This window comes from Lysobacter changpingensis (assembly GCF_017308985.1).
In the GTDB taxonomy this organism is placed as follows: domain Bacteria; phylum Pseudomonadota; class Gammaproteobacteria; order Xanthomonadales; family Xanthomonadaceae; genus Lysobacter_J; species Lysobacter_J changpingensis.
Genome location: NZ_JADWPE010000006.1, coordinates 198,066 through 223,816, shown reverse-complemented (window position 1 = coordinate 223,816; position 25,751 = coordinate 198,066). Strand labels below are relative to the sequence as shown.

26 protein-coding genes and 1 pseudogene are annotated in these 25,751 nt (G+C 68.7%); 9 read left to right on the top strand and 18 right to left on the bottom strand.

The window, feature by feature from the left end; translation table 11 throughout:
* Positions 1–94: 94 nt before the first annotated feature.
* The 3 genes from I4U41_RS15035 to I4U41_RS15025 form a co-directional block, all read right to left on the bottom strand.
* The gene (locus tag I4U41_RS15035; RefSeq protein WP_206861980.1) at positions 95–751 is read right to left on the bottom strand and encodes an outer membrane beta-barrel protein; all 657 of its coding nucleotides are present in this window, start codon (positions 749–751) and stop codon (positions 95–97) included.
* 171 nt (positions 752–922) lie between these two features.
* The gene (locus tag I4U41_RS15030) at positions 923–1,543 is read right to left on the bottom strand and encodes an Ax21 family protein (protein ID WP_320415203.1); all 621 of its coding nucleotides are present in this window, start codon (positions 1,541–1,543) and stop codon (positions 923–925) included.
* Between the two features lie 47 nt (positions 1,544–1,590).
* Positions 1,591–2,166, bottom strand: coding sequence for an outer membrane beta-barrel protein (locus I4U41_RS15025; RefSeq protein WP_206861979.1), 576 nt, complete (start codon positions 2,164–2,166; stop codon positions 1,591–1,593).
* Between the two features lie 214 nt (positions 2,167–2,380).
* Between I4U41_RS15025 and queF the strand changes: the two genes are divergently transcribed.
* The 3 genes from queF to I4U41_RS15010 all read left to right on the top strand — a co-directional run bounded on the left by queF (position 2,381) and on the right by I4U41_RS15010 (position 4,162).
* Positions 2,381–3,202, top strand: coding sequence for an NADPH-dependent 7-cyano-7-deazaguanine reductase QueF (gene queF, locus I4U41_RS15020; protein WP_206861978.1), 822 nt, complete (start codon positions 2,381–2,383; stop codon positions 3,200–3,202).
* 98 nt (positions 3,203–3,300) lie between these two features.
* A complete protein-coding gene (locus I4U41_RS15015; protein WP_320415202.1) occupies positions 3,301–3,612 on the top strand; it encodes a LysM peptidoglycan-binding domain-containing protein in 312 nt (103 codons plus the stop codon).
* Positions 3,613–3,655: 43 nt separating this feature from the next.
* Complete coding sequence (locus I4U41_RS15010; protein WP_206861977.1) at positions 3,656–4,162, top strand: hypothetical protein; 507 nt, start codon at positions 3,656–3,658, stop codon at positions 4,160–4,162.
* A 105-nt stretch (positions 4,163–4,267) separates the two neighbouring features.
* Here the strand turns inward: I4U41_RS15010 and I4U41_RS15005 are convergent, their stop codons facing one another.
* The gene (locus I4U41_RS15005) at positions 4,268–4,684 is read right to left on the bottom strand and encodes a YchJ family protein (RefSeq protein WP_206861976.1); all 417 of its coding nucleotides are present in this window, start codon (positions 4,682–4,684) and stop codon (positions 4,268–4,270) included.
* A gap of 68 nt (positions 4,685–4,752) precedes the next feature.
* On the opposite strand from I4U41_RS15005, the gene I4U41_RS15000 reads away from it, so the two are divergent.
* Together I4U41_RS15000 and I4U41_RS14995 are read left to right on the top strand one after the other, a co-directional pair.
* Positions 4,753–5,466: a UPF0149 family protein gene (locus tag I4U41_RS15000; protein WP_206861975.1), complete on the top strand. Its 714-nt coding sequence runs from the start codon at positions 4,753–4,755 to the stop codon at positions 5,464–5,466.
* A gap of 235 nt (positions 5,467–5,701) precedes the next feature.
* A complete protein-coding gene (locus I4U41_RS14995; protein WP_206861974.1) occupies positions 5,702–7,927 on the top strand; it encodes an NADP-dependent isocitrate dehydrogenase in 2,226 nt (741 codons plus the stop codon).
* Between the two features lie 203 nt (positions 7,928–8,130).
* On the opposite strand, the gene I4U41_RS14990 is transcribed toward I4U41_RS14995, so the two are convergent.
* The 11 genes from I4U41_RS14990 to I4U41_RS14940 all read right to left on the bottom strand — a co-directional run bounded on the left by I4U41_RS14990 (position 8,131) and on the right by I4U41_RS14940 (position 18,788).
* On the bottom strand, positions 8,131–8,505 hold the full coding sequence (locus I4U41_RS14990) for a hypothetical protein (RefSeq protein WP_206861973.1): 375 nt from the start codon (positions 8,503–8,505) through the stop codon (positions 8,131–8,133).
* 48 nt (positions 8,506–8,553) lie between these two features.
* A complete protein-coding gene (locus tag I4U41_RS14985) occupies positions 8,554–9,342 on the bottom strand; it encodes a LytR/AlgR family response regulator transcription factor (protein ID WP_206861972.1) in 789 nt (262 codons plus the stop codon).
* On the bottom strand, positions 9,335–10,588 hold the full coding sequence (locus I4U41_RS14980; protein ID WP_320415211.1) for a sensor histidine kinase: 1,254 nt from the start codon (positions 10,586–10,588) through the stop codon (positions 9,335–9,337). The genes I4U41_RS14985 and I4U41_RS14980 overlap by 8 nt, the downstream gene beginning before the upstream one ends.
* A gap of 189 nt (positions 10,589–10,777) precedes the next feature.
* Complete coding sequence (locus I4U41_RS14975; protein WP_206861971.1) at positions 10,778–11,815, bottom strand: DUF4344 domain-containing metallopeptidase; 1,038 nt, start codon at positions 11,813–11,815, stop codon at positions 10,778–10,780.
* A gap of 149 nt (positions 11,816–11,964) precedes the next feature.
* Entirely contained in the window at positions 11,965–12,933 is a 969-nt protein-coding gene (locus I4U41_RS14970; protein ID WP_206861970.1) for a DMT family transporter, read from the bottom strand.
* Positions 12,934–13,138: 205 nt separating this feature from the next.
* Positions 13,139–13,966 (bottom strand): AraC family transcriptional regulator, encoded by an 828-nt coding sequence (locus tag I4U41_RS14965; RefSeq protein ID WP_320415201.1) that lies wholly within the window; start codon positions 13,964–13,966, stop codon positions 13,139–13,141.
* Positions 13,967–14,023: 57 nt separating this feature from the next.
* The gene (locus I4U41_RS14960) at positions 14,024–15,631 is read right to left on the bottom strand and encodes a PepSY-associated TM helix domain-containing protein (protein ID WP_206861969.1); all 1,608 of its coding nucleotides are present in this window, start codon (positions 15,629–15,631) and stop codon (positions 14,024–14,026) included.
* 7 nt (positions 15,632–15,638) lie between these two features.
* Entirely contained in the window at positions 15,639–15,902 is a 264-nt protein-coding gene (locus I4U41_RS14955; protein ID WP_206861968.1) for a hypothetical protein, read from the bottom strand.
* On the bottom strand, positions 15,902–16,198 hold the full coding sequence (locus I4U41_RS14950; protein ID WP_206861967.1) for a hypothetical protein: 297 nt from the start codon (positions 16,196–16,198) through the stop codon (positions 15,902–15,904). The genes I4U41_RS14955 and I4U41_RS14950 overlap by 1 nt, the downstream gene beginning before the upstream one ends.
* 12 nt (positions 16,199–16,210) lie before the next feature.
* Positions 16,211–18,328, bottom strand: coding sequence for a TonB-dependent siderophore receptor (locus I4U41_RS14945; protein ID WP_425492595.1), 2,118 nt, complete (start codon positions 18,326–18,328; stop codon positions 16,211–16,213).
* A gap of 247 nt (positions 18,329–18,575) precedes the next feature.
* A complete protein-coding gene (locus tag I4U41_RS14940; RefSeq protein ID WP_206861966.1) occupies positions 18,576–18,788 on the bottom strand; it encodes a hypothetical protein in 213 nt (70 codons plus the stop codon).
* A 153-nt stretch (positions 18,789–18,941) separates the two neighbouring features.
* On the opposite strand from I4U41_RS14940, the pseudogene I4U41_RS14935 reads away from it, so the two are divergent.
* The 3 genes and pseudogenes from I4U41_RS14935 to I4U41_RS14925 all read left to right on the top strand — a co-directional run.
* Positions 18,942–19,886 (top strand): annotated as a pseudogene (locus I4U41_RS14935) (LysR substrate-binding domain-containing protein); the annotation flags it as partial.
* 133 nt (positions 19,887–20,019) lie between these two features.
* The gene (locus I4U41_RS14930) at positions 20,020–20,865 is read left to right on the top strand and encodes a class I SAM-dependent methyltransferase (protein WP_206861964.1); all 846 of its coding nucleotides are present in this window, start codon (positions 20,020–20,022) and stop codon (positions 20,863–20,865) included.
* Between the two features lie 116 nt (positions 20,866–20,981).
* The gene (locus I4U41_RS14925; RefSeq protein WP_206862120.1) at positions 20,982–21,515 is read left to right on the top strand and encodes a pseudouridine synthase; all 534 of its coding nucleotides are present in this window, start codon (positions 20,982–20,984) and stop codon (positions 21,513–21,515) included.
* Between the two features lie 11 nt (positions 21,516–21,526).
* Here the strand turns inward: I4U41_RS14925 and I4U41_RS14920 are convergent, their stop codons facing one another.
* Both I4U41_RS14920 and I4U41_RS14915 read right to left on the bottom strand, forming a co-directional pair.
* A complete protein-coding gene (locus tag I4U41_RS14920) occupies positions 21,527–22,507 on the bottom strand; it encodes a DMT family transporter (protein ID WP_206861963.1) in 981 nt (326 codons plus the stop codon).
* 57 nt (positions 22,508–22,564) lie between these two features.
* Positions 22,565–23,527, bottom strand: a complete 963-nt coding sequence (locus I4U41_RS14915; protein WP_206861962.1) for an aldo/keto reductase — start codon at positions 23,525–23,527, stop codon at positions 22,565–22,567.
* A 224-nt stretch (positions 23,528–23,751) separates the two neighbouring features.
* Between I4U41_RS14915 and I4U41_RS14910 the strand changes: the two genes are divergently transcribed.
* Entirely contained in the window at positions 23,752–24,861 is a 1,110-nt protein-coding gene (locus tag I4U41_RS14910; protein WP_206861961.1) for a hybrid sensor histidine kinase/response regulator, read from the top strand.
* Between the two features lie 451 nt (positions 24,862–25,312).
* On the opposite strand, the gene I4U41_RS14905 is transcribed toward I4U41_RS14910, so the two are convergent.
* A complete protein-coding gene (locus tag I4U41_RS14905) occupies positions 25,313–25,723 on the bottom strand; it encodes a hypothetical protein (RefSeq protein ID WP_206861960.1) in 411 nt (136 codons plus the stop codon).
* Positions 25,724–25,751: the final 28 nt, after the last annotated feature.

The following is a 25,751-nucleotide window of genomic DNA, read 5'->3' as shown; positions in this document are numbered from 1 at the left end:
TTCGCATGAAAGCGTGCGTCCGGCATGAGGCGGGCGTCGCATACGAAAAGACCCGGCCGGAGCCGGGTCTTTCCGGTGCTGCATCCGGCTTCGATCAGAAGCTGGCGCGCACGCCGACCATGTAGTGCGACAGCTCGTCGAAGACTTCCACTTCGCCGACCACGCCCCACGTGCGGTTGAACTTGAACTGGCCGCCGACGCTGCCGACGAAGTTGCCGCTGAAGTCGCTGGCGTCGAGGTAACCGACCTTCACCCAGCCCTCGGCGCGCTCGTTGCCGCCGCGCAGGCCGACCGACGCACGACCGCCATTGACGTGCCACTTGTCCGAAACGGTGCCTTCCTCGTCGGAGATCTTGAACTCCTCTTCCATGCGGAAGTAGGCCAGCTCGCCGATGAAGTCCACGCGCTCGCCCATCGGCATGTGGTAGCCGACGCCGAACTCGGTGGTGGTCAGCTCGTCGTCGACCTTCGCCTCGTAGACCTCGTCGAGCCCCAGGTCGATGCTCACGCTGTCGCTGTCCTCACCGCTGGCGTAGCTGCCGAACAGATAGAACGACGGGCTGATCGCGACCGAACCGCGCAGGTAGGCGCCGTCGGCGTCGAAATCGCCGAGGAGCTCGTCCTCGTCATGGTCGATGCGCAGCTGGTTGTAGCCGCCTTCGACGTAGGTGTAGCTCAGGCCGTTGTCCTGCGCGGAGGCGACGAACGGCACGGCCGCCAGCATGGCAGCCAGAACGAAACGCTTCTTCATGATTCCCCTGGTCCTTTTGGTGATGAATCCCTGGCCGCCATTGCAGCGGTGGGCGCACGATAGCGTGAAGAATCCGTTAATACAATGGCCGTCCGGTGGTCTACCGGCGCAAGGAAAAAGCCCGGCGTGGCCGGGCTTTGCGGGAGTGCGGAGAGGCGCTTGCGTCGCGTGTCAGAAACTGGCGCGGGGGCCGATGAAGAACCGGTTGTCTCCGTCGATGGACATCACTTCGGCGCTGATGCCCCACATTGGATTGAATTTCACCTGAGCGCCGAGGCGACCGTAGACCTCGCCGTCGATGCCGCCGTCGTAATCCTGGTAGCCGGCCAGCAGGTAGCCTTCGATTCGCGTCAGCCCGGCGCGCACGCCGGCTTCCACGCTCCATCCGTCGTGGGAACTGAAGTCGTCGCCGGATCTCTGGTACGCGATGCCGGTCAGCAGGTCGGTCTTCGACGAGATGCCGTGGCGATAGCCGACGCCCGCCCGCCATTCCTCGGCGTCGGTGATCGGGTAATCCTGGGTGATGTAGCTGCCGAACAGATGGAAGTTCGGCGCGATGGCGACAGCGCCACGCACCGCCCAACCGTCGGCGGTCCTGGTGTCGACGCGGGTGTCGAAGGAGCCGCTCGCCGGGTCGAGTGTCGCGGTATGCAGGTCGTAGCGCGAACCCACGTAACCGCCTTCCAGCCAGGTGTAGTCGAGCCCGTTGTCGTTCGCGGACGCGACATACGGCACGGCGGCCAGCACGGCGGCCAGAAAAAAGAAGCCCGGCCAGGCCGGGCTTCCAGTCACGACATCGGGGGAGAGAGACGCGTTGTCGTGTTACCGCGGGGTCGGCATCAGAAGCTGATGCGCGGGCCGACGAAGTACTCGGTGTAGCCGTCGACGAACTTCACTTCGCCGTTGATGCCCCAGGTCTGGTTGAACTTCACCTGCGCACCGACGCGGCCGTAGAACTCGCCGTCGACGCCCTGGTCGTAGTCCTCGTAACCGGCCAGCGCGAAGGCTTCGATGTTCGGGGTCAGGCCCGCACGCACGCCGGCTTCCACGCTCCAGCCGTCCAGGTCGATCGCATCGAACTCGGCCTTCTCGTAGGCGACGCGGGTGAGCAGGTCGACGCTGGAGTTGATCTCGTGGTTGTAGCCCACGCCCAGGCGCCAGCGGTCCAGGTCGCCGAAGTTGTGGTCGAACTCCTGGCTGCTGTAGTTGCCGAACAGGTGGAAGTTCGGCGCGATGGCGCCGGAGCCGCCGACCGACCAGCCGTCCGTGTCCGGGGTGTCGTTGAAACCGCCGATGGTGTCGGTGCTGGTACCGACGTAGCCGCCTTCGATGTAGTTGTACGACACGTTTTCCGCAGCGGACGCGGCGAACGGCAGCGCGGCCAGCAGGGTCAGGGCAAGCAGGGAACGCTTCATAAGGTCTCAGCCTCTTTATTTGTTCTGGATCCGGCGCCTTGGGGGACACGCGAGTGGCGCCGGTGCCGAGGGAGTATCCGGACCTAACTCAAATTTAACCTGAATACTGAACTGGCAGGTGCAGGAACTTCGATGTGGCGCGGGAGTCCGACGCCCGTTTCGGCAAAGCGCGCGCGTGCGAAGGACGCGCCGGCGCGGCAGGTAAAATCGCGCGATGAACCACGATCTCCCCCTCGGCCGACACGTCGATTACCCGCGCGAGTACGACGCGAGCCTGCTGTTCCCCATCGCCCGATCGCTCGGCCGCGACCACATCGGCATCGACGCGGGCGCCCTGCCCTTCATCGGCGTGGATCGCTGGAACGCCTACGAATTGAGCTGGCTCGATGCGCGCGGCAAGCCGCGCGTGGCCACGGCGACGATCACGGTGCCGGCCGCTTCGCCGAACCTGGTCGAATCCAAGTCCCTCAAGCTCTACCTCAACTCGTTCAACGCCTCGCGCTTCGCATCGGAAGCCGACGTGCGCGCGCGCATCGTCGAAGACCTCACGCGCGTGGCCGGTGCGCCGGTCGACGTCGAGTTCGGCCTGCCGCCGATCGACGAAGCCGCGCCCGACAACGCGGTGATGGACTGCATCGATTCGCTCGACATCGACATCGACGACTACGGCCCGCCGAATGCGGACCACCTCGCCGCCGACGCCTCGCACGTGGTGACCGAGACGCTCACCAGCTCGCTGCTCAAGTCCAACTGCCCCGTCACCGGGCAGCCGGACTGGGCGCGCATCGTGATCGACTACCACGGCCCGAAGCTCGATCGCGCCGCGTTGCTGCGTTACCTCGTCTCGTTCCGCGACCACGCCGAGTTCCACGAGCAGTGCGTCGAGCGCGTGTTCGTCGATCTCGTCGCACGCACCGGCGCGCAGCGCCTGTCGGTCGAAGCGCGCTACACCCGGCGCGGCGGACTGGACATCAATCCGTGGCGCGCGACGCCCGGAATCGAGCGCCCGGCGCCGGGTCGCGACGAACGGCAATGACGAGCGGCGTCAACGCGGAATTTCCGCGCATTCCGATTACCTACCCTTAACAGGGCGCGTGCGAAGGTGCCTCCGCCATTGCGCAGGAGACACCCCACGTGACCACACCGGACAAGAAGGCCGACTTCTCCGACGTGCAGAGCAACGTCGAGAGCACGGAGCAGATCAAGCCGGATTTCGGCGACGTCCAGTCTTCGATCAGCTCCACCGAGCAGATCACGTCCGCCACCGCGGGCGAAGCGCAGACGTACACCGTGCAGAAGGGCGACACGCTTTCGCACATCGCCAAGCAGTTCTACGGCAAGGCCAGCAGGTGGAACGCGATCTTCGACGCGAACCGCGACCAGCTGGACGATCCCGACCGCATCCAGCCCGGCCAGGTGCTGCGCATTCCGCCGGCCGGCGAATGACGCCGCCAGCCCACCGCCCCAGCCCTTCCCAGGAGAAGTTTCGATGACGACCCGTAACCGCCTGCATACCGCCATCGCCGCCGCGCTGCTCGTGTCGGTGGCCCTGGTCGGCTGCAAGAAGAAGGAAGAAGAACCCGCCGTCACCACCACGCCGCCGGCGACGACCGCACCGGCCGCGCCTGCGCCCGCTCCGGCACCCGCGCCCGCCGCGACGGTGTCGGTCACCACGGTCGATCTGGGCTCCAGCGTCGGCGCCGACAAGAAGGTCGCCGCGCCGACCGCGACGTTCAAGCCGAGCGACACGATCAACGCCTCGGTGGGCACGACCACGTCCGATCCGGCCGCCGCGGTGCCGGCCAAGCTCGGCGCGAAGTGGACCTTCCAGGACGGCCAGACCGTCAAGGAAGACACCGCCGACATCAACTTCGCCGGCCCGGGCCAGACGGTCTTCAGCATCAACAGCCCGAAGGGGTTCCCGACCGGCAAGTACAAGCTCGAAGTCATGCTCGACGGCGCCGTCGTGCAGACGCGCGACTTCGAGGTGAAGTAATCGTCTCTCTCCCCCACCCACGGGTGGGCAAGCATGGGCGCGGCTCCCTACCGCGCCCTTTTTTTGTGTGCTTGAAGGTACCTGCCGGCACGCGCCGCGCGCGCATCACCGCGCCGGCAGCACCCCGTCCACGTAGAACCAGCGCCCGTCCTCGCGCACGAAACGGCTGATCTCATGCAGCCGGAACGCCGAGCCGCCGCCGACGCGGTATCGCGCCACGAATTCCACGATCGCGTGGTCCGCATCCACCGGCGTGTGCCGCTTCACGTCCAGCCCCAGCCAGCGCGTCCCGGCGACGTCGCCCAGGTCGAGCGCGTCCGGCCGCGTGTCCGCATGCCAGCTCGCCAGCAGGTACGCCACGTCGCCCAGCACGTACGCGCTGTAGCGCGAACGCATCAGCGCCTCCGCGTCGGGAGCCGCCGCGCCCGCGTGCAGCGGGCCGCAGCATTCGCCGTAGGGACGGCCGCGACCGCAGGGGCATGCGGCCGAAGGCGCGATCGGGGTGGATTTCACGGAGCTCATGCGCGAATTCTCGGCGAGACAACCCCACTGCGACTACCATGACCCGCCCCCGCGTAGCCCGAGCCGCCATGAAACCCGCTGCCCCCAACTACCTCGACGACGATCAGATCGAACGCCTGGCCGAGCTGCTCGACCAGCGCGCCGTGCCGTTCAAGGGCTTCAACCTCGAGGCGCTGGACGGCTATCTCTCGGCGCTGGCCGTCGGGCCGGAGACGATCCCCTTCGAGCAGTGGCAGACCGCCGTGTGGGGCACGCCGCCGCGCTGGAAGGACGAGGAGGAACGCCAGCAGGTCGAGGCCCTGCTGCTCGGCCACTGGAACATGGCCAACCAGCGCGTGCGCCACGGCGACGACGACCTGCCCGACCATCTCGCCCCGCTGCTGTGGTTGCCGGAAGATCCGGAAGAGGAACAGGACGACGAACTCGACGTCGGCCGCGACTGGGCCTTCGGTTTCTTCCGCGCGGTCGAGCTGAGCGAGATCGCCTGGGACCGCTGGCTCGACGAACACGACTGGGTCGAGGAGATCTTCCTGCGCTTCGACCGCCTCGCCAGCGGCGAGATCGTCGGCGAGGATCCCGAACAGCCCGGCGAGCCGGTGAGCTACCGCGAACGCCTGGAGATCATCGCCTCGCTTCCGGGCATGCTCGCCGACCTGCACCACCTGCGCATCGACACGCTGACGCCGCGCGAGCCCATCCGCCGCGAAGCCACGCCCGACCGCAACGAACCCTGCCCGTGCGGCAGCGGCAAGAAATACAAGAAGTGCTGCGGCGCGGCCTGACCGCGCCCCCGTAGTTCTCGCAGCGCCCGTTCGCGCCATACCCTCGCGAACGGCGTCACATGCTCCCCGCGCGCGCCTCACTGTTGCGCCCACGCGCTTTGCCGCGCTGCATCGAAACCGCGACAATGCCGGGGTTGCGCGTCGCCCAGGCGCGCGCGTCGAACAGGCCGCGCCGGCGCCACGCCGCGACGAGCCGCGCACCCGCCCCCGTCTTCCGCTAGCGAGTCACGCCGACATGCCCAACACGCCCAAGATCCTCTACACGCTGACGGACGAAGCGCCGTTCCTGGCCACGCAGTCGCTGCTGCCGATCATCGAGGCCTACACCGCGCCGGCGGGCATCGCGGTGGAAACGCGCGACATCTCGCTGGCCGGCCGCATCCTGTCGCAGTTCCCCGAACTGCTGAAGCCGGACCAGAAGATCGCCGACGACCTGGCTGAACTGGGCCAGCTCGCGACCACGCCGGACGCGAACATCATCAAGCTGCCCAACATCTCAGCGTCGGTGCCGCAGCTCAAGGCCGCCATCGCCGAACTGCAGCAGCAGGGCTACGCGCTGCCGGATTACCCGGAAGAGCCCAAGGGCGAGCAGGAAAACGACATCAAGGCGCGCTACGACCGCGTCAAGGGCAGCGCGGTGAACCCGGTGCTGCGCGAAGGCAATTCCGACCGCCGCGCGCCGCTTTCGGTGAAGAACTACGCGCGCAAGCATCCGCACCGCATGGGCGCGTGGAGCGCCGATTCGGCCTCGCACGTCGCGCACATGGACGCCGGCGATTTCTACGCGAGCGAGCAGTCCAAGGTGATCGACAAGGCTGGCACGGTCTCGATCGAACTCACCGGCAGCGACGGCCGCCGCAGCATGCTCAAGACCAACATCAAGGTGCAGGCCGGCGAAGTCATCGACGCCTCGCTGATGAGCGCCAAGGCGCTGTCGGCCTTCGTCGATGCGCAGATCGACGACGCGCTCGCGCGCGGCGTGCTGTTCTCGCTGCACCTGAAGGCCACGATGATGAAGGTGTCCGATCCGATCATGTTCGGCATCGTGGTCAAGCGCTTCTATCGCGACACGTTGGCCAAGCACGCCGACGTGCTGGCCCGCGCCGGCTTCGACCCGAACAACGGCATCGGCGACCTCTACGCGCGCCTGCCGTCACTGCCGCCGGAAACCGTCGCCGCGATCGAGGCCGACATCGCCGCCGAATACGCGCGTCGCCCGTCGCTGGCGATGGTGAACTCCGACAAGGGCATCACCAACCTGCACGTGCCCAGCGACGTCATCGTCGACGCGTCGATGCCGGCGATGATCCGCGACTCCGGCCGCATGTGGAACACCGACGGCAAGCTGCAGGACACCAAGGCGATCATTCCCGACCGCTGCTACGCCGGCATCTACCAGGCCGTCGTCGACGACTGCAAGGCGCATGGCGCGTTCGATCCGGCGACGATGGGCTCGGTGCCCAACGTCGGCCTGATGGCGCAGAAGGCCGAGGAATACGGCAGCCACGACAAGACCTTCCAGATCCCCGCCGACGGCGTGGTGCGCGTGCTCGACGACGCCGGCCACGTGCTGATGGAGCACACGGTCGAAGCCGGCGACATCTGGCGCATGTGCCAGACCAAGGACGCGCCGATCCAGGATTGGGTGAAGCTCGCGGTGAACCGCGCGCGCCTGTCGAACACGCCGGCGGTCTTCTGGCTCGATCCGCAGCGCGCGCACGACGCGAACCTGATCGCGAAGGTCGAGCGCTACCTCAAGGACCACGACACCGCAGGCCTGGACATCCGCATCCTGTCGCCGGTGGAGGCGATGAAGCTCTCGCTCTCGCGCTTCCGCGACGGCAAGGACACGATCTCGGTCACCGGCAACGTGCTGCGCGACTACCTCACCGACCTGTTCCCGATCATGGAACTGGGCACCAGCGCGAAGATGCTGTCGATCGTGCCGCTGATGGCCGGCGGTGGCCTGTTCGAGACCGGCGCCGGCGGTTCGGCGCCGAAGCACGTGCAGCAGTTCGTCGAGGAGAACTACCTGCGCTGGGATTCGCTGGGCGAGTTCCTCGCGCTGGCCGCCTCGCTGGAACACCTCGCCAACCATACCGGCAACGCGCGCGCAAAGGTGCTGGCCGACACGCTGGACGAGGCGAACGCGAAGTTCCTCGACAACGACAAGTCGCCCTCGCGAAAGGTCGGCGGCATCGACAACCGCGGCAGCCATTTCTACCTGGCGATGTACTGGGCACGCGCGCTGGCGAACCAGACGAGCGATGTCGAACTCGCCGCGCGATTCGGCAAGCTGGCCGACGCGCTGGAAGCGAACGAGCAGAAGATCGTCGACGAGCAGATCGCCGCGCAGGGCAAGCCGGTGGACATCGGCGGTTACTACCACCCGGACATGGGCAAGCTCGCCAAGGCGATGCGTCCGAGCGAAACGTTCAACGCGGCGCTGGCGGCCCTCTGAGGGTCCGTCGCCACCGTCACCCTCCCCTGCTTGCAGGGGAGGATTGGGGAGGGGTGAAGTGACGCGCGATGGCGCGTCGTTTGTGCGACAACTTCCGGGTGGCTTCGCTTACCAGCCTTTGTAGCCCAGGTTAGCGAAGCGCACCCGAAGCCTCTCGGAACGTTTCCCCGGGTACGCTTCGCTTACCCGGGCTACAAGAGCGGTCAGCGCGCGGTCGGTTTCGCCACCGGGCAAGCCGGCGCCGCAGCGCCATTCTCATCGCTCACGCACAACCGGAAATCCCGCAGCCCCGCGATCTGCCTCGTGTCGCCATCGGCGACGGCGAACTGCCGGATCGGCTTCGTCAGGCAGCCCGCATCCTTGCCGTTCGAAGCGGAACAATCGCGCGGGAACAGCGTGTAGTAGCACTGCCCGCTCGCGCTGCGCAGGCATTCGAAGCGCGCGATGCCGGCTTCGACCACCGCGCGGCTCTCCAGCGTGGCCGCGCCGTCATGCACGATGCGGTCGACGAACGTGCTTCGTCCGACGTCGCAACCGAACATCGACAGCACGAAATACAACAGCGCCTGGAACTTCATGGTGCACCTCGCAGATGGAATGGCGATCCGTTGCCGGAAGCGTCGGTGTTACATGTGGCGGAACAGCGCCATGAAAGGCGCGCTGACCGGCAGCGTTTCGGGCCGCGATTTCAGGCGCACCGTGCCGCGCCCGGTGTCGTCGCGCACGATGCCGGCGATCGCCTTGAGGTTGACGATGGTGGAACGGTGGATCTGCTTGAACGTGTTCGGATCGAGCACGCCCAGCAGTTCGCGGATCGGCGTGCGCAGCAGCGCTTCGCCTTCCGCGGTGACGACGGTGGTGTACTTGTTGTCGGCGCGGAAGTAGGCGACTTCGTCCACCAGGATCAGCCGCGTCTCGCGCCCGGCGCTGGCGGTGATCCAGGTCAGCGGCGTCGACGTGGCGGCGGCCGGTCGCGCACCGAGCCGTTGCAGCAGATCGGCCAGCACGGCCGCGTCGTTCTGGCCCGTGCGCTCCTTCAGGCGCTGCACGGTGGTGGAAAGACGCGCGGGCGAGATTGGCTTGAGCAGGTAATCGACCGCACCGCGTTCGAAGGCGTCGATCGCGTACTGGTCGAACGCGGTGACGAACACGATCTGCGTGCGCGGCGAAACCTGCGCCGCAGCGGCGGCGACTTCGAGCCCGGTGATGCCCGGCATGCGGATGTCGAGGAAGGCGACGCCCGGCGTGTGTTCGGACAGGGCTTCGAGCGCGCTCGCGCCGTCCTCGCATTCGGCGAGGATCTGCAGTTCCGGCCACGCTTCGCGCAGCTGCTTCACCAGCGCCTCGCGCAGCAGCGTCTCGTCCTCGGCGACGATGCAGGTGAAAGCACGCTCGGACAGCGTCGTCTCAGACATGACGGTTCTCCGTCGGAATCGCGGGCGGCACGGAGATGGTCGCGGCCACGCCGCTGGGGAAATTCGCGACCACCGACAGCGCCGCGCTCGCGCCATACAGCAGGCGCAGGCGTTCGCGCACGTTCTTCAGGCCGATGCCGGTGCCGCTGGTCTTCGTGTTGAAGCCTTCGCCATCGTCGGCGACGGTAACGGCGACGACGTCGTCCACGCGGCGCGCGCGGATCCACACGGTGCCGCCGCCGGTGCGCGGTTCAAGGCCGTGCTTGATCGCGTTCTCCACCAGCGTCTGCAACACCATCGGCGGCAGCGGCGTGGCGCGCAGCGATTCGGGCACATCAACCTGCACCGACAGTCGCGACCCCATGCGGATCTTGAGGATTTCCAGATAGGCCAGCGCGCGTTCGAGTTCCACGCCCAGCGTGGACATCTCGTTGTCGGTGCTCGGCAGCGAACGTCGCAGGTACTGGATGAGGTGGCCGAGCATCTCGTCGGCGCGCGCCGGATCGCTGCGCGTGAGCAGCTGCGCGCTGGCGAGCGTGTTGTAGAGGAAGTGCGGTTCGACCTGCGCGTGCAGCAGGTTGAGGCGCGCGACGGTGAGTTCCTTCTCGGTGGCGGTCTGCGCGGCCTCGGACTTCTCGTCGCGCCGGCGCTGCGCGACGCGCCGGCTGATGGCGCGCGCGATCGCCTCGGCGTTCTCGAAGTTGGTGCCTTCATCGACCAGGAACCAGTCGCTCCACGTGGGGCTTTCGGGTTCGCAGATCAGCGTGACGCTGGCCGCGTCGTGGCCCGGCACCACGGTGGCGTGGATGCGGTTGCGCGGCACGCCGAACCAGCGCATCGGGTTCCAGCGGCCCAGCGGGTAGTCGCCGTCGTTGTCGGGGCGTTCGACGATCGCGCGCAGCTGCAGGCTGTCGCGCGCGCTTTCGACCTGCTGCACGCGCGGCAGCTCGCGCACGGCGGCCTCGACCAGGTCGAACGCCTCGCCCGCATCGAACGGGACTTCCACCTGCCGGCGCTGGCGGTTGTCCAGCGCTTCCTTGTCGACGCGTCCCGCGATCAGCCGCACGCGTCCCAGGTGCGAGGACGCGGCGACCACGACCAGCGCCATCGTCGCCATGCCGGCGATGCTGAGCAGCCAATCGTGCCGGCCGAGCACCGGCAGTTCGTTCCAGATGGCCGACACGACCAGCAACGCCAGCAGCCAGGCGGCGGCGATGCGCAGTACGAAGGCCAGACCCTTGAGCACGAAACGTCCCGACACGATGGAATGCGGCGCAGCATAGCGGCCCCGGGGCGGGGCGGAAGCGCGACTGCGACGAACGCGGGCCTGGGACGACGAAGGACCGGAAACGGGGAACGAGTGATCAGGGCCGGTAGCCGTGAACGGCGCACCCCGCGTGCCCGGCGCCCGTTCCTTCCCCGCGCGCGCCCGGCTTCAGCGGATGTACGACCGGTCCGTGTTGCGCTCGCGTTCGCGGTCGCGCTGTTCGAACAGGCGGTTCGCCTTCTCTTCGGTCATCTCGTACTTGGGCGCCACGTACGGCAGCAGCAGGCGCAGCCACGAGCGGCTGACGCGACGCGATTCCTCCGGGCATCCCTTGGCGCGCGCCTCCGGCAGGTCGCCGTCGGTGACGATGCTCAGGTAACGCGCCGGATCGCTGCCGTACAGCAGGCACTGCAGGTTGAAATAGCGCTGCTCGCCCAGTGCGTGCTGGTCGGCGTAGGCGTCGAGGTTGTACTCGCCGGTACTGCGCGCGAGGAACCAGTTCGACGCCATGCGCAGGTTCTCGGTCACGGTGGTGGTCGATTCGTCGAGCCCGGCGAAGCGCAGCATCAGCGTGGTCGCGAGCTGGTCGACCGCGTCTTCCTCGCGGCCGGTGATCGGGATCTCCAGCAGCGTGATCAGCGCGTGGCCGGTCTCGTGCAGCAGGATGAAACGGAAGTTCGCATCCAGGTACTGCTGCGCGTAGGTGTCGGGCAGCTTGTTGTGCGCGGCGAGTTCGCGCCCGCGCTGCTCGAGCACCTGCATGGTCTCGTAGCACATGACGACTTCGTTGCGTTCGGGCGAATAGAACGCGTTGACCTCGCCGCATTCGGCGGTGACGTAGTTGATCGGGCGCGGCAGCATCAGCATGCCGTCGATGGCCTGCACCTCGGGGATGTGGCGCAGCATGTCGGTGTCGTGCGCGAGCTTGTAGAACGGTTCGAGCTCGGGGTTCTTCGGCTTCACGTATTCGTAGCCGAACTGCACGCCGCCGGCCTTGCTGTCGGCATCGGCCGCCTTTGCGAAGCTGACCGGCTTGAGCGCGGCCATCTCGTCGCTGTAGGCCTTCTCGGCGGCCTTGCGGCCTTCCTCGCGCGCGGCGGCGAGTGCGGCGGCCTGGCGCTTGCCGGCGATCAGCGACCAGCCGAACGCGCCGCTCACCGCGCCCAACGCCAGCGACAGCACTACGATCAGGAGTCTCGTCGACATGCGCTTCCCCGTGCGCTCCATCCCAGGCGGCGCGATGCTTCGCCGCGCCGTGCGGGGATCGTAGCGGCTCGCGCGTGATGGCGGAACCGCGGCGGCCTTCACGCCGCGCGAAAAGGCGCGTTCAGGCCGCGAGGTTCAGCCGGCGGAGTTCAGCCCGCATGGCCTTCGGCGGCGACCGGCTCCGGGCGGATCCGCACCGCCCACATCACGCCCGCGATCAGCAGCGCGATGCCGGCCAGGGTCAGCGGTTCGGGTACGCGCCCGCGCAGGATGAAGGCGTAGGCGAGCGCGGCGAGCGTCTCGAACACGATCAGCTGGCCGACCAGCGCGGTGGGAAGCCGCTGGCTGGCGGCGTTCCAGCACATCGTGCCGAGCCACGAGGCGAACAGTCCGATGCACGCCATCAGGCCGAGGAAGAACCACGGACGCGGGCCGAGCGGCATCGCGAAGTCGCTGCCCACCGCGGCCATCCCGGCCCACAGCAGCGCGTATCCGACGAACGCGAGCGGCAGGGTCGCGACGCCCTGCGCGGTGGCCCAGGTGCGCGGGTTGCGGTCCGGATGCGCGCGCAGCCAGTCGGCGTTGCGCAGCGGGTACCAGGTCCAGCACGCCACCGCGACCACCGCCAGCAGCGCACCCTGCAGGTAGCGCGCGGCGCTGGCATCGGGCTGCGCGCGCAGCGCTTGCAGCTCGACCCGGTTGACGCAGGCGATGCCGAGCGCGATCAGCAGCAGCGACGGCGCCAGCCGCCGCCACGGCAGGCGGCCGTCGCGGCGGTGGTCGCGCAGGTTCGCACTGATGGCGATGACCACCGGCAACGTGCCGATGATCATCGTCGGCAGCGGCGCGCCGGCGCGCTGGATCGCGCTGGCCAGGCACACGTAATAGAGCAGGTTGCCGATGGCGGCGAGCTTCAGCGCCTCGATCCAGTCCGCGCGCGACAGGCGCCGCAGCGCCGCGCGGTCCATCCACGCCAGCGGCAGCGCGATCAGCCCGAAGGCGAGGTAACGCCCGACCGACTGCAGCGTCGCCGGGTACTCCGGCAGCAGCAGCGGCGCGACGAAGACGAGGCCCCACATCAGGCCGGCGGCGAGGGCGTAGAGGGTTCCGGTCCACATGGGCGCAGCGTGGGGCTTTGTGGGCTAGGTGTATTGAACGAGATTGCGGTCTGAGCCCCTCTCCCTGCGGGAGAGGTGGGTGAGGGCAACGAAGTGGAAGCGCACAACCACCAGCGCAGTGAGGCGGGTTGCAGCCTTGATCCTCCGTTCCCCCCATCCGCCCTCGGGCATCCTCTCCCGAAGGGAGAAGGAGGAGATCGAGAGCTCAACCCCGCACCTGCCTCTGATACCGCCCCGGCGTCACCCCATACCGCTGCGCGAACGCCCGCGTCAGGTGCGCCTGGTCGCTCAAGCCCACTTCGACCGCCACCTGCGCCGGCGCGACGCCGCCGGCCAGCCGCCGCTTCGCCTCGAACAAGCGCAGCGCCATCAGCATCTGCTGCGGCGTGGCGTCGTACTGCGCGCGGAAGGCGCGCAGGAAATGGAACGGGCTCAGCTCCGCGACCGCCGCCAGTTCATCCAGCGTGAGTCGCCGCGCGAGGTTGTCGCGCAGGTACTCGACGACGCGCGCGAAGCGCGGCGACGCGTGCCGCTCCACCGGACGCGCGGCGCGCGCCTGGTCCGAGAACGCGTCGAGCAGCTCCACCATCAGCCCGTCGAAGGCCAGCGGTTCATCGGTGCACCACAACGCATCGAGCAGTCCGGTGACCCGCCGCGCGCGCGGCGCATCGTGCTCGACCGCATCGCGGAACCACAGTCCGCGCTGCCCGGTCACGGTCTCCACCACCTCCGCGTCGATGTAGGCCATGCGATAGCGCCAGCCGCCGTCGGTCTCGGCGCGGCCGGTATGCAGCACGTCCGGATTCATCATCACCCGCGAATCCTGCGGCGCCAGGTGATCGCTGCCGCGATAGCGGAACCGCTCCACGCCGGTTTCGATCGCGCCCAGGCCGTACGCCTCGTGCGTGTGCGGCTCGAAGGCATGGCGCACGATGTGCGCCCGATAGAGCTCCACGCCCGCCCGATGCGCCGGGCGGCGGAACTGCGCCCGGTCCAGCGGATGATCGAAATTCCCGGCCGCCGATGATGCCACGCAGGCTTCAGGCGCGGCGTCGGGCCATCGGCGATGGCGCGTTCGCCACGCGCCCGTTCAGGGCTGCGGCGCTTCGACGCGCGCGGCGACCGCCGCCGGCGCCAACGCCCACACGCTGTTCGCTTCGCCTTCGCGCATGCGTCGCGCGGTCACGCGGGCGAGCCATGCGAAGCCGACCGCCATCGCGATCGCGCCCGCGTCGATCGCGAACAGGGACCATTGCCCGGCCGCGGCGCTGGCCCACCACCACGCGCCGGTGACGACGCCGTGCGCGGCGGGGATCAACGCGGTCGTGAACGCCGCCGCCCACAGCAGTTCCTGCGCGGCGCGGATCGGCGGACGCAGCGCGGCCCACAGCGCGCACAGCGCCCAGGTCGCGAAGCACGCGGCGTTCACGCCGAAGGCGAGTCCGACGCCCGACAGCGCCGGCGACTGCAGCAGCTGCGTCGCGATGAACGCCACCGAGATCGCCACGCACACGCCGATGCACACGCCGACGGTCGCGCGCGCCATCCACAGCTGCGCGCGGCCCTGTTCGGCCTGGCGGCGCTTGCGGCGCGATTCGATCCACAACAGGTTGCCCGAATAGAACAGGAACGCGCCGCCCAGTCCGAGCAGGAAGTACAGCCACTGCACCCAGGCGTTGCCGAATTCGCCGAAGTGCAGCGCGTACGCGGAGGCGAGCGTGGCGTGGTTCGCATCGCGCTGGCCGGGCAGCTGCGTGGCGAGCACCTCGCCGGTGTTGGCGTTCATCGCCACCGATCCCGGCGGGCCCAGCGTGCCCGACGATTCGCCGGTGACTTCCACCGTCGCGTTCGCATCGCCGGCGTTGGCGAGCTTGAGGTAGGCGGGTTCGAAATCGGCAAGGCCCTGCTCGCGCGCCACGGCGATCGCGCGCTCGCGCCACATCGCCAGCGAGCCGATCGGCTGCTCGCGACCGGCCGGCGCGATCACCGGCGCGGTGTCCATCGCCGGGCCGAGCGCGGTCATCAGCTGGCCGCGATAGACCAGCGGGTTGAGCGCGAGCATCACGATCATCGCCAGGCACAGCAGCGCGCCGGTGACGGCGAACATGATGTGCATCGGCAGGCTCAGCACGCCGATGACGTTGTGCGCGTCCTGCCACATGCGCTTGAGGTTGCGGCCGGGGCGCAGCGCGAAGAGGTCGTCGACGAGCTTGGGCAGGTGGATCACGACGCCGGAAATCAGCGCCAGCCCGTACAACAGGCTGACGATGCCCATCAGGTACGTGCCGGCCACCGGGATGCCGAGCGAGTAATGCAGCGCGTTGACCAGTTCCGACAGCACGCCGCCGGGCATCTCGCCGGTGCCTTCGGGATGCTCGGTCGTGGCGTAGTGCCAGGTGCCGTTCGCATCCGGCCAGTAGGTCGCGGTGACCGGGTATTCCTCGCCGGGGAACACCATGCCCACGTGCTTGCGCGCGTCGGGATGGCGCGCCAGCGTTTCGTCGAGCAGGTGTTGCGCCTGCGCGAGCGTCTGCGACGTGGCGTGGATGCCGTGCGGCGACTGCCATGCCTGCAAGTCGTGGTGGAAGATGGTGATCGCGCCCGCGTAGAACGCGACGAACAATCCGAAGCCCGCGACGAGCCCGACCCAGGTGTGCAGCGTGGTGAACGTGCGCAGCGTGTTGGAGGAAAGTTTCATGTCCGCCTCACTCGATCCAGCGCAGCCATTGCAGCAGCCACAGCGCGCCCAGCGACACCGCGGCGAGCGAGCCCAGCCACGCCCACGCGCGTTTGCCGTTGGCGAACTGGAAGCTCGCGCCCATCACCGCGATCCACACGATGAAGAACGCGATGATTCCGGGAACGATCGTGGCCTGCCACGGGCCCGGCAGGGACCACGCGACCAGCCCGACCACGCCCGCCGACAACAGGAAGCCCGGCACGATCCCGGCGAACGCGCGCGACCACATCAGCGGGTTCCTCCGTTGTCTTCCGCGCCGGTGCGCCATGCGAGATACGGGAACGCCATCAACCCCAGCATCCACGTCCCCAGCATCGCGCACAGTCCGGCACCCACGCCGAGCTGCGCGATCCACACCCACAGCGACGCGATCGCCAGCACGCCGACGACGAGCTTGCCGCGCGCGGCATGCCGCCGCCATGCCGGCCAGCGGCAATGTCTCGAAGCGGCATACAGCGATGCCGCGGAGAGCAGCGATAGCGCGATGGCGGCGATGGTGGCGATGGTGGCGGCGAGCGGGTTCATGGTGTCGATCCGTCAGGTCACCACTGGTAACGCGCGGTCGCGGTCACCGTGCGCGGGTAGCCGTAGTAGCACCACGTCGCGCTGTTGCAGGTGGCGATGTATTCCTTGTCGCCGACGTTCTGCGCATTGAGCTGCAGGCGCCACGCGCCGATGTCGTAATGCACCGACGCGTCGAACAGGGTGTACGAAGGCGTGCGCCAGTCGTTGTACGCATCGCCGTAGTGCGCGCCGGTGTAGCGCACGCCCGCGCCGAAGCCCAGGCCCGCGAGCGGAGGTGATGGTGTAATCGCCGCCGAGCGAGGCCACGTTCTCCGGCTGCAACGGGATTTCCTTGCCGATCGACAGCGGATCGGTGGACTGGGTCACTTCCGAATCGGTGTAGGTATAGGCGCCGTAGACGCTCAGGCCGTTGCCCGGGTTCCAGCGGCCTTCCAGCTCCACGCCGCGCACCTTCGTCTCGCCCTGCTGGATCGAATACAGCGTGTGGTTCGGATCGACCACCAGCGTGTTTTCCTGCACCAGCTCGTACGCGGCGAGCGTGGCGAGGATGCGGTTGCTGGCCGGCTGGTACTTGATGCCGACTTCGGTCTGCTCGCCGGTGGTCGGCACGAACGCGTTGCCGAAGAAGTCCGTGCCCACCGTGGGCTGGAACGACTGCGACCAGCCGATGTAAGGCGCGAAACCGTTGTCGAAGAGATAGTTCACGCCGACGCGGCCGGAGAACTTGTCGTCGCTCTGGTGCGACTGCGTGCCGCCGATCACTTCATGGGTGTCGGTGCCGACCCAGTCCTGGCGCGCGCCGAGCGTGACCACCCAGCGGTCGACCTTCATCTGGTCCTGCGCGTACAGGCCGAACTGCGACTGCGTCTGGCGCGTGCGCGAGGTGAAGTCGGGCTCGACGATCGGCGCGCCGTACACCGGCTCGAAGATGTCCAGCGTCGGTGCGCCTTCGAAGGTGAAGGCCGACGCGTAGTCGTTGCGAGCGCGGCGGAAATCCAGGCCGGTGAGCAGCGTGTGCTCGACCGCGCCCGTGGCGAAGTCGAACTGCAGCTGGTTGTCGACGCCGAAGTTCCTGCTCTCTTCCTCGGTGTTCCACAGGTAGCGCATCAGCGTGCGCTGGTCGGCGAGCAGGCCGAACGCACCGACCGAAGTGCTCGGATCGATCTCCGTCACGCCGTAGCGCAGGTTCTGGCGGAACGTCGCGCCGCCGCCGAAGTCATGGAAATACTCCCAGCCCAGCGACGACATCGTCTTGTCGTAGTTGTTGAAGCCCGGCTCGCCGGTGAAGCGGTTGGGCGGGATGCGGCCGTGCGGGTTCGGCAGCAGCGTGCCTTCGGCCGGCAGGAAGCCGGCGCCGGCGACGGTGTCGTTCTTCTGCCAGCGCGCGAGCAGGGTCAGCGAGTTCGCCTCGTCCGGCTTCCACGTCAGCGCGGGCGCGATGAAATAACGGTCGTCATGGACGAAATCGACCTGGTCGTCGCTCTGGCGCGCCAGCGCGGTGAGGCGGTAGGTCCACACGCCGTCGTCGGTGAGCTTGCCGCCGAAATCGCCGGCGAGCTGGAACAGGTCGTAGCTGCCGACCTGCACCTCGACTTCGCGCAGGGTTTCGCTGGTCGGACGCTTGCTCACGTAATTGACCATGCCGCCCGGCGGCATCGCGCCGTAGGCGACCGACGCCGGGCCCTTGAGCACTTCCACGCGCTCCAGGCCGTAAGGCTCGATGCGGGTGATGCCGGTGCCGCTGCCGTCGGCGAGCGCCAGGCCGTCGAGGTAGCGCGCCGGGGTGAAGCCGCGCAGCAGCAGCCAGTCCGAACGCGGATCGCCGCCGTAGCCACCGCCCTGCGCGCCGGCGGTGAACCACATCGCTTCCTCGATGCCGTGGATCGCGCGCTCCTTCATCTGCAGGTCGGTGACGACCGAGATCGACTGTGGGATCTCGCGGATCGGCGTGTCGGTCTTGGTCGCGGTGCCGGCGGTGCGGGCGATGGGGGCGCGGACTTCGACGGAATCGAGGTCGGTCGCGCTGTCCTGTGCGGAAGCAGGCATGGCCGCGCCGGCGAGCAGCGCGAGCGCGAGGGCGTGGCGGATCGAGACCGGCAGCGACCGGACGGACGAACGGTGGGATTGCATCGGGGACCTGTGGGTAAGGTTGGCGCCCGTCCCGGGAACACCGGGTCCACGACGCCGGCTCGCCAACGAATGAGAATCGTTCGCGATTGTAGGCCCTTCACCTGGGGCAAACAATCGCCCGCGCGAGCCGGGCCGGTGAGGTCCGTTCGTCGGACAGGAAAAGAAAAGCGCCGCGGTGGGACGCGGCGCTGGGGAAAAGGCCTGGAGATTGAAGCGGGGGAACTTCGCGGTCGGCGGTGGTTTTGCCTCAGCCGCAACCGCCAAGCGCCAGCTCGGCGTCGAACGCGAGCGAAGCGGCATCGTCCGGGCGCTCCGACCTGGCATGGCCCAGCGGAGCGAACACGCGCGCCGAGGCGATGCGGTTGCCGTAGCCGTGCGCGTAGCGATCGTCGCCCTCGTCGAACGGATGCGGCCGGGCCTGCTGGCCCTGCGAGAAGAAGAGGTTGGTGAACACGTTCATGGCGTTACTCCCGGTGTGCGGCGGCCTGCGTGGCGTGGACAACTTCCTTGAGTGCGTTGCAAGATACGCCCGCGCCGGAGCCCGAAAAAGCGACGGTTCTGCAAGCCAGTGTTGAATCCGCTTCAAGAGGCGCCGTTGCCGGGAGGAGGTCGAATGAGCCGTCCGCCGTTGCAGGCCCTGATGGGTTTCATCGCCGCCGCGCGCGCGGGGAACCTCACCCGTGCCGCCGAATCCATGCACCTGACCGTGAGTGCGCTGAGCCACCAGATCCGCGCGATCGAGGAACGCCTCGACCGCCGCCTGTTCGTGCGCGGCGCGCGCGGGGTGAAGCTCACCGAACACGGCCAGGTGCTGTACGACCGCATCGCGCCGCACCTGGAAGCGATCGAACTGGCGCTCGCGCCGCGCCGCGTGCGCCGCGACGACGCGCTCGCGGTGACGCTGATGCCCTCCTTCGCCTCCAGCTGGCTGGTGCCGCGGCTGCCGCGTTTCCTCGCCGCGCATCCGCAGCTGGAGATCAGCCTGCAATCGAACGTCGATCCGATCGACTTCTCGCGCGAAATGGCCATCGACGCCGGCATCCGTTTCGGCCCGGGCAAGTGGCCGGGCGTGGAAGCGGTGCACCTGTTCGACGACTGGATGACCCCGACCGCGAGCCCCGCGCTGATCGAACGCCTCGGCCGGCCGACGCTCGCCAACCTCGACCAGTTCCCGCTGCTCGGCGCGCCGGGCGGTCGCTGGAGCGAGTGGTTCGCGCGCTTCGGCGGCTCGCCGCCGGCGCGTTTCGTGGCGATCTTCGACGATTCGGAGAACCTGCATCGCGCCGCGGCCGAAGGCATGGGCATCGTGCTGGGACGCGTGACGCTGGCCCGGCCGCTGATCGAGGCCGGGCGGCTGGTCGAACTGTTCGACGAACGCCTGAAGACCGAGTTCGCGCACTACCTGGTGTATCCGCCGCGTTCGCGCGATCACCGCGGCCTGGCGCGGTTCCGCGACTGGCTGCTGGAGGAAGCGGCCGTGTACGCGGCCAGCGACGCGATGACGCCGCCCACGCCCGGCGCGCGCAGGCCGGCCGGCAAGTCCGGTCGCAAGCCGGCCGCGAAGTCCGCCGCGAAAACGCCTTCGAAAGCTGCACCCAAAGCCCGGCCCCGTGCCGTCCGTTGATGGTGGCCGCCACTTCGTTGGCGTTAGTCTGGCCGCCCGTTCACGGCCCATCCGCATGGAGATCCGCATGAAGCGCCTGCTGCTCGCCGCACTCGTCCCCGCCCTGCTCGTCGTCAACGCCGATGCCCTCGCGCAGGCAACGCCCGCGCCGAAGGCCGCCGCAACCGCCGTCGCCGACCCGGCGCTGCAGGCTGCGGTGGCCTCGTCCGCGCGCGATCCGAAGAACGTGCTGCGCGACCAGTACCGCCATCCGGCGCAGACGCTCGCCTTCTTCGGCGTGAAGCCCGACCAGACGGTGGTGGAGATCACCCCCGGCGGCGGCTGGTACACCGAGATCCTCGCGCCGTACCTGAAGAACGGCGGCCAGTACGTCGCGGCCATGTACGACCCCGCGATCCCGAACCAGCCGCAGTACCGCTACCGCCAGAGCGAGGCGATGACCAGGCGGCTCGCCGACACCGGCGTGTACGGCAAGGCGAAGGTCCAGAACTTCGATCCGAAGGCGCCGGACTTCGGTCCCGCCGGTTCGGCCGACGTGGTCCTGACCTTCCGCAACGCCCACAACTGGGTCGACGACGGCACGGCGGACGCGTATTTCAAGGCGTTCTTCGACGTCCTCAAGCCGGGCGGCACGCTGGGCCTGGTCGACCATCGTGCCAAGCCGGGCACGGACATCGAGAAGATGAAGACCTCCGGCTACCTCACCGAGGCGCTGGTGATCGAGCTGGCGCAGAAGGCCGGCTTCAAGCTGGATGCGAAGAGCGAGATCAACGCCAACGCGAAGGACACCGCCGATCATCCCAACGGCGTGTGGACGCTGCCGCCGTCGAACCAGCACGACGCGAAGGACGACGCGAATTACAAGGCGATCGGCGAGAGCGATCGGATGACGATGCGGTTCGTGAAGCCGTAACCCACGCTGTTCCCATTCCAATCCACCCGGTTCGGAAGCCGGTACGACGAGTGCCGGCCGCGCCACTTCGCCGCCCCCCACCCCAGCCCCTCTCCCGCAGGGAGAGGGGCTTGAAGATGCTCATCGCCCTCAACAAACCCTACGGCGTGCTCTGCCAGTTCACCGACCGCAGCACGCCGCCGCGACGGACGCTGGCGGAGTTCGGGCTGCCACGCGACGTCTACGCCGCCGGCCGGCTCGATCACGACAGCGAAGGCCTGCTGCTGCTCACCGACGACGGTGCGCTCGCGCACCGGCTGACCGATCCGCGCCACAAGGAACCCAAGACGTACTGGGTGCAGGTGGAAGGCGATCCGTCCGACGCGCAGGTCGAGGCGCTGCGGCGCGGCGTCCAGCTCAACGATGGGCCGACGCGTCCAGCCAAGGCGCGCCGCATCGACACGCCGGCGCTGTGGCCGCGCGATCCGCCGGTGCGGTTCCGCAAGACGGTGCCGGATGCGTGGCTCGAAATCGTCATCAGCGAAGGCCGGAACCGACAGGTGCGGCGCATGACGGCCGCGGTCGGGCTGCCGACGTTGCGGCTGGTGCGGGTGGCGATCGGGCCGCATCGTCTTGACGGGCTGGCGCCGGGGCAGTGGCGCAGGCTGTAGGCCGCGCGGCTCTAGCGCGTCCCGGTCCTCTGGGCATCGCTGTCTTCCGGCGCGTTGTGCGCCGTTTCCGCGACGGGCACCGAATTCGCCCCCGGCCGCGTGAGCAGCAGCACGCCGCCGAGCACCACGGCGGTGCCGACCAGCTGTACGGCGGTGATCGGCTCGCCCAGCAGCCACGCGCCGAGGAACACCAGGGACACCGGCCCCAGCACCGACAGCTGCGCGGCCGTGCCGGCACCGAGCCGGGCCACCGCGCCCATCGTGAAGGTCACCGGCAGGAAGGTGCAGAAGAACGCGTTGATCGCCGCCAGCCCGTACACCGGCGCGGGCAGTTCCAGCAGATGCGAGGGATCGCGCGCGACCAGGTAGTGCGTGAGCGTCGCCGCGGTCGAGATCGTCATCGCATACGCCACCAGCCGCAGCGAACCGATGCGCTTGATCAGCTGGCCGGACATCGACAGGTACAGCGCGTAGCTCAGCGCCGCCAGCAGCACCAGCGCACTGCCCAGCAGGATGTGCTCGCCCTGCACGCGCAGGCTCTCGACGAACACCAGCGACACGCCGGCGTAACTGACGGCGAGCGCTAGCCATTCGCGGCGTGCGACGCGGCGCTTGAACGCGAACACGCCGATCAGCAGCACGAACGTCGGATTGAGGAACAGGATCAGCCGTTCCAGCGAGACCGGCACGTACTCCAGCCCCCAGAAATCCAGCAGGCTCGACAGGTAGTAGCCGAGCACGCCGAGGATCACGATCAGGCCGAAATCGCGGCGGCTCATCGGCGCATGGTCGGGCCGGCGCGTTTCGCGGACGCCCAGCGCGACGAACAGCGGCAGCGACAGCAGCATGCGCAGCGCGAGCACGTCGAGCGAGTCGACGCCGTAGCGGTACTGGAACTTCGCCAGGATCGCCTTCGCCGAGAACAGGATGGCGCCGGTCGCGGCCATCGCCAGGCCGATGCGGCGGGAAGAGGTGTTCGATGGTGATGTCATGCGAAAGGCACGGGAAAAGGGAACGGAAAGTCGGCGCTCACGTGTTGTCGTTTCCCGCTACTCGTTCCTCTCCTGGCTCGCCTCATCCAGCTGCGCCAGCTGCGCTTCGCTGAGCGACAACCGCGCCGCCGCGAGCAGTTCGTGCAGTTGCTCGAGCGACGTTGCGCTGGCGATCGGCGCGGCGATCGTCGGCTGCGCCATCAGCCAGGCCAGCGCCACCTGCGCGGGCGTGGCGCGCAGGTCGGCGGCCACGTCGTCCAGCGCCTGCACGATGCGCAGCCCGCGCGGATTGAGGTACTTGCCGATCGCGCCGGCACGCGCGGCGCTCTTGCCCACGTCCGCCTCGCTGCGGTACTTGCCGGTGAGGAAGCCGCTCGCCAGCGCGTAGTACGGGATCACCGCGACCTCGCGTTCGCGCGCCAACGGCTGGAGCGCGGCTTCGAATCCGGCCCGCGCGTAGAGGTTGTATTCCGGTTGCAGCGTCTCGAATCGCGGCAGGCCGTGGCGCTCGGCCACGTCCAGCGCTTCGCCCAGTCGCGCGGCGGTGTAGTTCGACGCGCCGATCGCGCGCACCTTGCCCTGTTCGATCAGCCGCGCGAACGCGCCGAGTGTCTCGGCCAGCGGCGTCGCCGTATCGTCCTCGTGCGCCTGGTAGAGATCGATCGCGTCGGTCTGCAGGCGCCTGAGCGAGCCTTCGACCGCCGCCTGGATCGTCGCCGGCGCCAACCCCCGGTGGCGTTCCCACTTGCCCAGCTTGGTCGCCAGCGTCACGCGCGAACGCTTGCCGCTGCGGCGGAACCAGCGTCCCAGCAGCGCTTCCGACTCGCCGCCCTGATTGCCGGGCACCCAGTACGAGTACGAGTCGGCGGTGTCGACCAGGTCGAAGCCGGCGTCGACGAAAGCATCCAGCAGGGTGAAGGTCGTGGCCTCGTCGGCGCTCCAGCCGAACACGTTGCCACCCAGGGCGAACGGGGCGACGCGCAGGCCGGTTCGGCCGAGGGGACGGAGGATGGGCTGCATGGGGCGGATCGTGAGTAGGGGGACACATGATGCGATGCGTTCTAGCCGGCGGGGCGACCGAACCGCGACAGGACGTCGCGGTCCCGCCCTTACGAGGCCGACGCGGTACCGGCCCGGCACAGGGGGACGCCATGCACGCAATCGCCCGCCTTTCTGATACCGTTTGTCCCAATGAATCCGCGGCGCGAAGGGGGTCGACGCTGCCCCGGGGACACGGAAGCAGCATGGTCGTAGCCGCTGGCAATTCGGGCCGAATCCTGGTCGTCGACGACCAGAACGTGAACCTGCGCGTGGTCGGCACGCTGCTGGCCCGGCAGGGCTACGAAGTCGTCTCCGCCAGCTCCGGCGAGGAAGCGCTGCAGCGCTACGTCGAGAGCCCGCCCGACCTGATCCTGCTCGACATGATGATGCCCGGCATGGACGGCTTCGACGTGCTCGCCGCCCTGCATGAGCTCGGTCCGTTGCAGGTGCCGGTGGTGTTCGTCACCGCCGCCCACGACCGCGACCTGCTGCTGCGCGCCTTCGACGCGGGCGTGGTCGATTACGTCACCAAGCCCTTCCTGCCCGAGGAACTGCTGGCGCGCGTCAACGCGCACGTCGGCCTGAAGCTCACGCGCGATCGCCTGGAACGCGTCGCCCGCGAGCGCGAGGAGCTGGTCAACCTGGTGGCGCACGACCTGAAGAATCCGCTGAGCAGCGTGGTGTTCGCCGCCGAGCTGCTGCGCAGCGGGCTGTGCAAGGCCGAGCGCGTGCCGCGCTACCTCGAGATGATCCACGAGAGCGCCGACGACGCACTCGGCTACATCCATCACTACCTGGAAAGCCAGTCCGACAAGCGCGCCGACGAAGCCGCCAGCGCCACTCGCGCCGACCTGGTCGAAACGCTGCGCTGGCTGCACAAGCGCTACGAGATGCAGCTGGAAGCGCGCGGCATCCGCGCCGAACTGCGCCTGCCCGAATCGGCGGCGCAGGTGAACATCCATCCGCGCGTGCTGCGCCAGGTCGCCGAGAACCTCGTCACCAACGCGATGAAGTACGCCCCCGATTCCGAACTGCTGCTCACCGCACGCGCGGGCGCGCCGGGGTACTGGCAGCTGGTGGTGGCCGATCGCGGCCCCGGCATTCCTCCGGAGCGCGAGAAGGAACTGTTCAAGCCGTTCGTGCGCCTGCACGACGACCCGCGCTACGACGGCCTGTCGAGCGGCCTGGGCCTGTCGCTGGCCCGCCGCATCGTCGCGCGCGCCGGCGGGCAGCTGTGGTACGAAGCGCGCCGCAACGGTGGGGCGCGCTTCATCATCGAGCTTCCGGAAGCGCCGGTGACTGCGTTGGCGTGAGGCGGTAAGGCGGCGAGGCTGGTGATGGTGGCCAGCGCGACAAAGCCAGCGGGACGCGACGGGCTCGCGCTCAGGATCGGGAATCGGCTTCATGTAAACCGCGCGCCAGCGCGCCGCGTGGATTCCGTCCTCCCGGCGAAAGCCGGGATTCACGCGCAGGCACCCTCACCGGCGACCACTCACCGTCACTTGGCGAAGGCCTGGATCCAGGCCCGCAACGCATGGGCACTCTCTGCGACCACGTCGCCGTCATTCCAGCGAAAGCTGGAACCCTTTCGGCTTTGCGCGTTCGCGCCACTGGTGTGCGCTTCCCACCGCCGACGTAATGCAGCGCCGGGATCGTTCGCCTGAATGGAGGCGAGCTGTCTGATCCGCGTCAGGAAGGGCGGACACGGCACGCGTCCCCGTCAATCCGCAGCACAGCAGCGGAAGCGGCATACGGCGCGGCGTATCAATGCTCCACGCGCGACTGCTGACGCGACGCGGACGTCCGGCGCGGGATCGGCGCCCGACGACCGGTGCCGCGGCGGGCCTCGACACGGCGCGAGGATCCCTCGATCGCCTCCTGCGCCTCCAGTTCCTCTTCGGCCCGGCGTGCGCGGCGCTTGGCCGCGTACCAGAGCAGGCCCGCGCCGGCGACGGCGGCGGCGATCAGCACCGGATTACGGCGGACGAAACCGCCGGCCACGCGGGCGCCGCCCTTGAGCGCGCCCAACTTGGCGCCCGTTCCGAGCCATTCGCTGGCGTGGTGGGTGACCGCGGGCACCGAGTGGCGGAGGTTCTCGCCGACGTGGCGCAGGTTGTCGCCGACCATCGAGGCCAGGTCGAGCGCGCGTTCGGGGATCGAAGTCAGCTTCGTCATGGTGGGCACCCATCGCGGAAACGGAATC

Coding starts and splice junctions, on each gene's coding strand:
- I4U41_RS14940 (WP_206861966.1), bottom strand. CDS start 18,788: ATGAACGTGTTCACCAACCTCTTCTTCTCGCAGGGCCAGCAGGCCCGG.
- I4U41_RS14905 (WP_206861960.1), bottom strand. CDS start 25,723: ATGACGAAGCTGACTTCGATCCCCGAACGCGCGCTCGACCTGGCCTCG.
- I4U41_RS14930 (WP_206861964.1), top strand. CDS start 20,020: ATGAAGCGCCTGCTGCTCGCCGCACTCGTCCCCGCCCTGCTCGTCGTC.
- I4U41_RS14920 (WP_206861963.1), bottom strand. CDS start 22,507: ATGACATCACCATCGAACACCTCTTCCCGCCGCATCGGCCTGGCGATG.
- I4U41_RS14910 (WP_206861961.1), top strand. CDS start 23,752: ATGGTCGTAGCCGCTGGCAATTCGGGCCGAATCCTGGTCGTCGACGAC.
- I4U41_RS14995 (WP_206861974.1), top strand. CDS start 5,702: ATGCCCAACACGCCCAAGATCCTCTACACGCTGACGGACGAAGCGCCG.
- I4U41_RS14955 (WP_206861968.1), bottom strand. CDS start 15,902: ATGTGGTCGCGCGCGTTCGCCGGGATCGTGCCGGGCTTCCTGTTGTCG.
- I4U41_RS14915 (WP_206861962.1), bottom strand. CDS start 23,527: ATGCAGCCCATCCTCCGTCCCCTCGGCCGAACCGGCCTGCGCGTCGCC.
- I4U41_RS14925 (WP_206862120.1), top strand. CDS start 20,982: ATGCTCATCGCCCTCAACAAACCCTACGGCGTGCTCTGCCAGTTCACC.
- I4U41_RS14970 (WP_206861970.1), bottom strand. CDS start 12,933: ATGTGGACCGGAACCCTCTACGCCCTCGCCGCCGGCCTGATGTGGGGC.
- I4U41_RS14960 (WP_206861969.1), bottom strand. CDS start 15,631: ATGAAACTTTCCTCCAACACGCTGCGCACGTTCACCACGCTGCACACC.
- I4U41_RS15010 (WP_206861977.1), top strand. CDS start 3,656: ATGACGACCCGTAACCGCCTGCATACCGCCATCGCCGCCGCGCTGCTC.
- I4U41_RS14975 (WP_206861971.1), bottom strand. CDS start 11,815: ATGTCGACGAGACTCCTGATCGTAGTGCTGTCGCTGGCGTTGGGCGCG.
- I4U41_RS15005 (WP_206861976.1), bottom strand. CDS start 4,684: ATGAGCTCCGTGAAATCCACCCCGATCGCGCCTTCGGCCGCATGCCCC.
- queF (WP_206861978.1), top strand. CDS start 2,381: ATGAACCACGATCTCCCCCTCGGCCGACACGTCGATTACCCGCGCGAG.
- I4U41_RS14985 (WP_206861972.1), bottom strand. CDS start 9,342: ATGTCTGAGACGACGCTGTCCGAGCGTGCTTTCACCTGCATCGTCGCC.
- I4U41_RS15000 (WP_206861975.1), top strand. CDS start 4,753: ATGAAACCCGCTGCCCCCAACTACCTCGACGACGATCAGATCGAACGC.
- I4U41_RS14990 (WP_206861973.1), bottom strand. CDS start 8,505: ATGAAGTTCCAGGCGCTGTTGTATTTCGTGCTGTCGATGTTCGGTTGC.
- I4U41_RS15035 (WP_206861980.1), bottom strand. CDS start 751: ATGAAGAAGCGTTTCGTTCTGGCTGCCATGCTGGCGGCCGTGCCGTTC.
- I4U41_RS15025 (WP_206861979.1), bottom strand. CDS start 2,166: ATGAAGCGTTCCCTGCTTGCCCTGACCCTGCTGGCCGCGCTGCCGTTC.
- I4U41_RS14950 (WP_206861967.1), bottom strand. CDS start 16,198: ATGAACCCGCTCGCCGCCACCATCGCCACCATCGCCGCCATCGCGCTA.
- I4U41_RS14945 (WP_425492595.1), bottom strand. CDS start 18,328: ATGCAATCCCACCGTTCGTCCGTCCGGTCGCTGCCGGTCTCGATCCGC.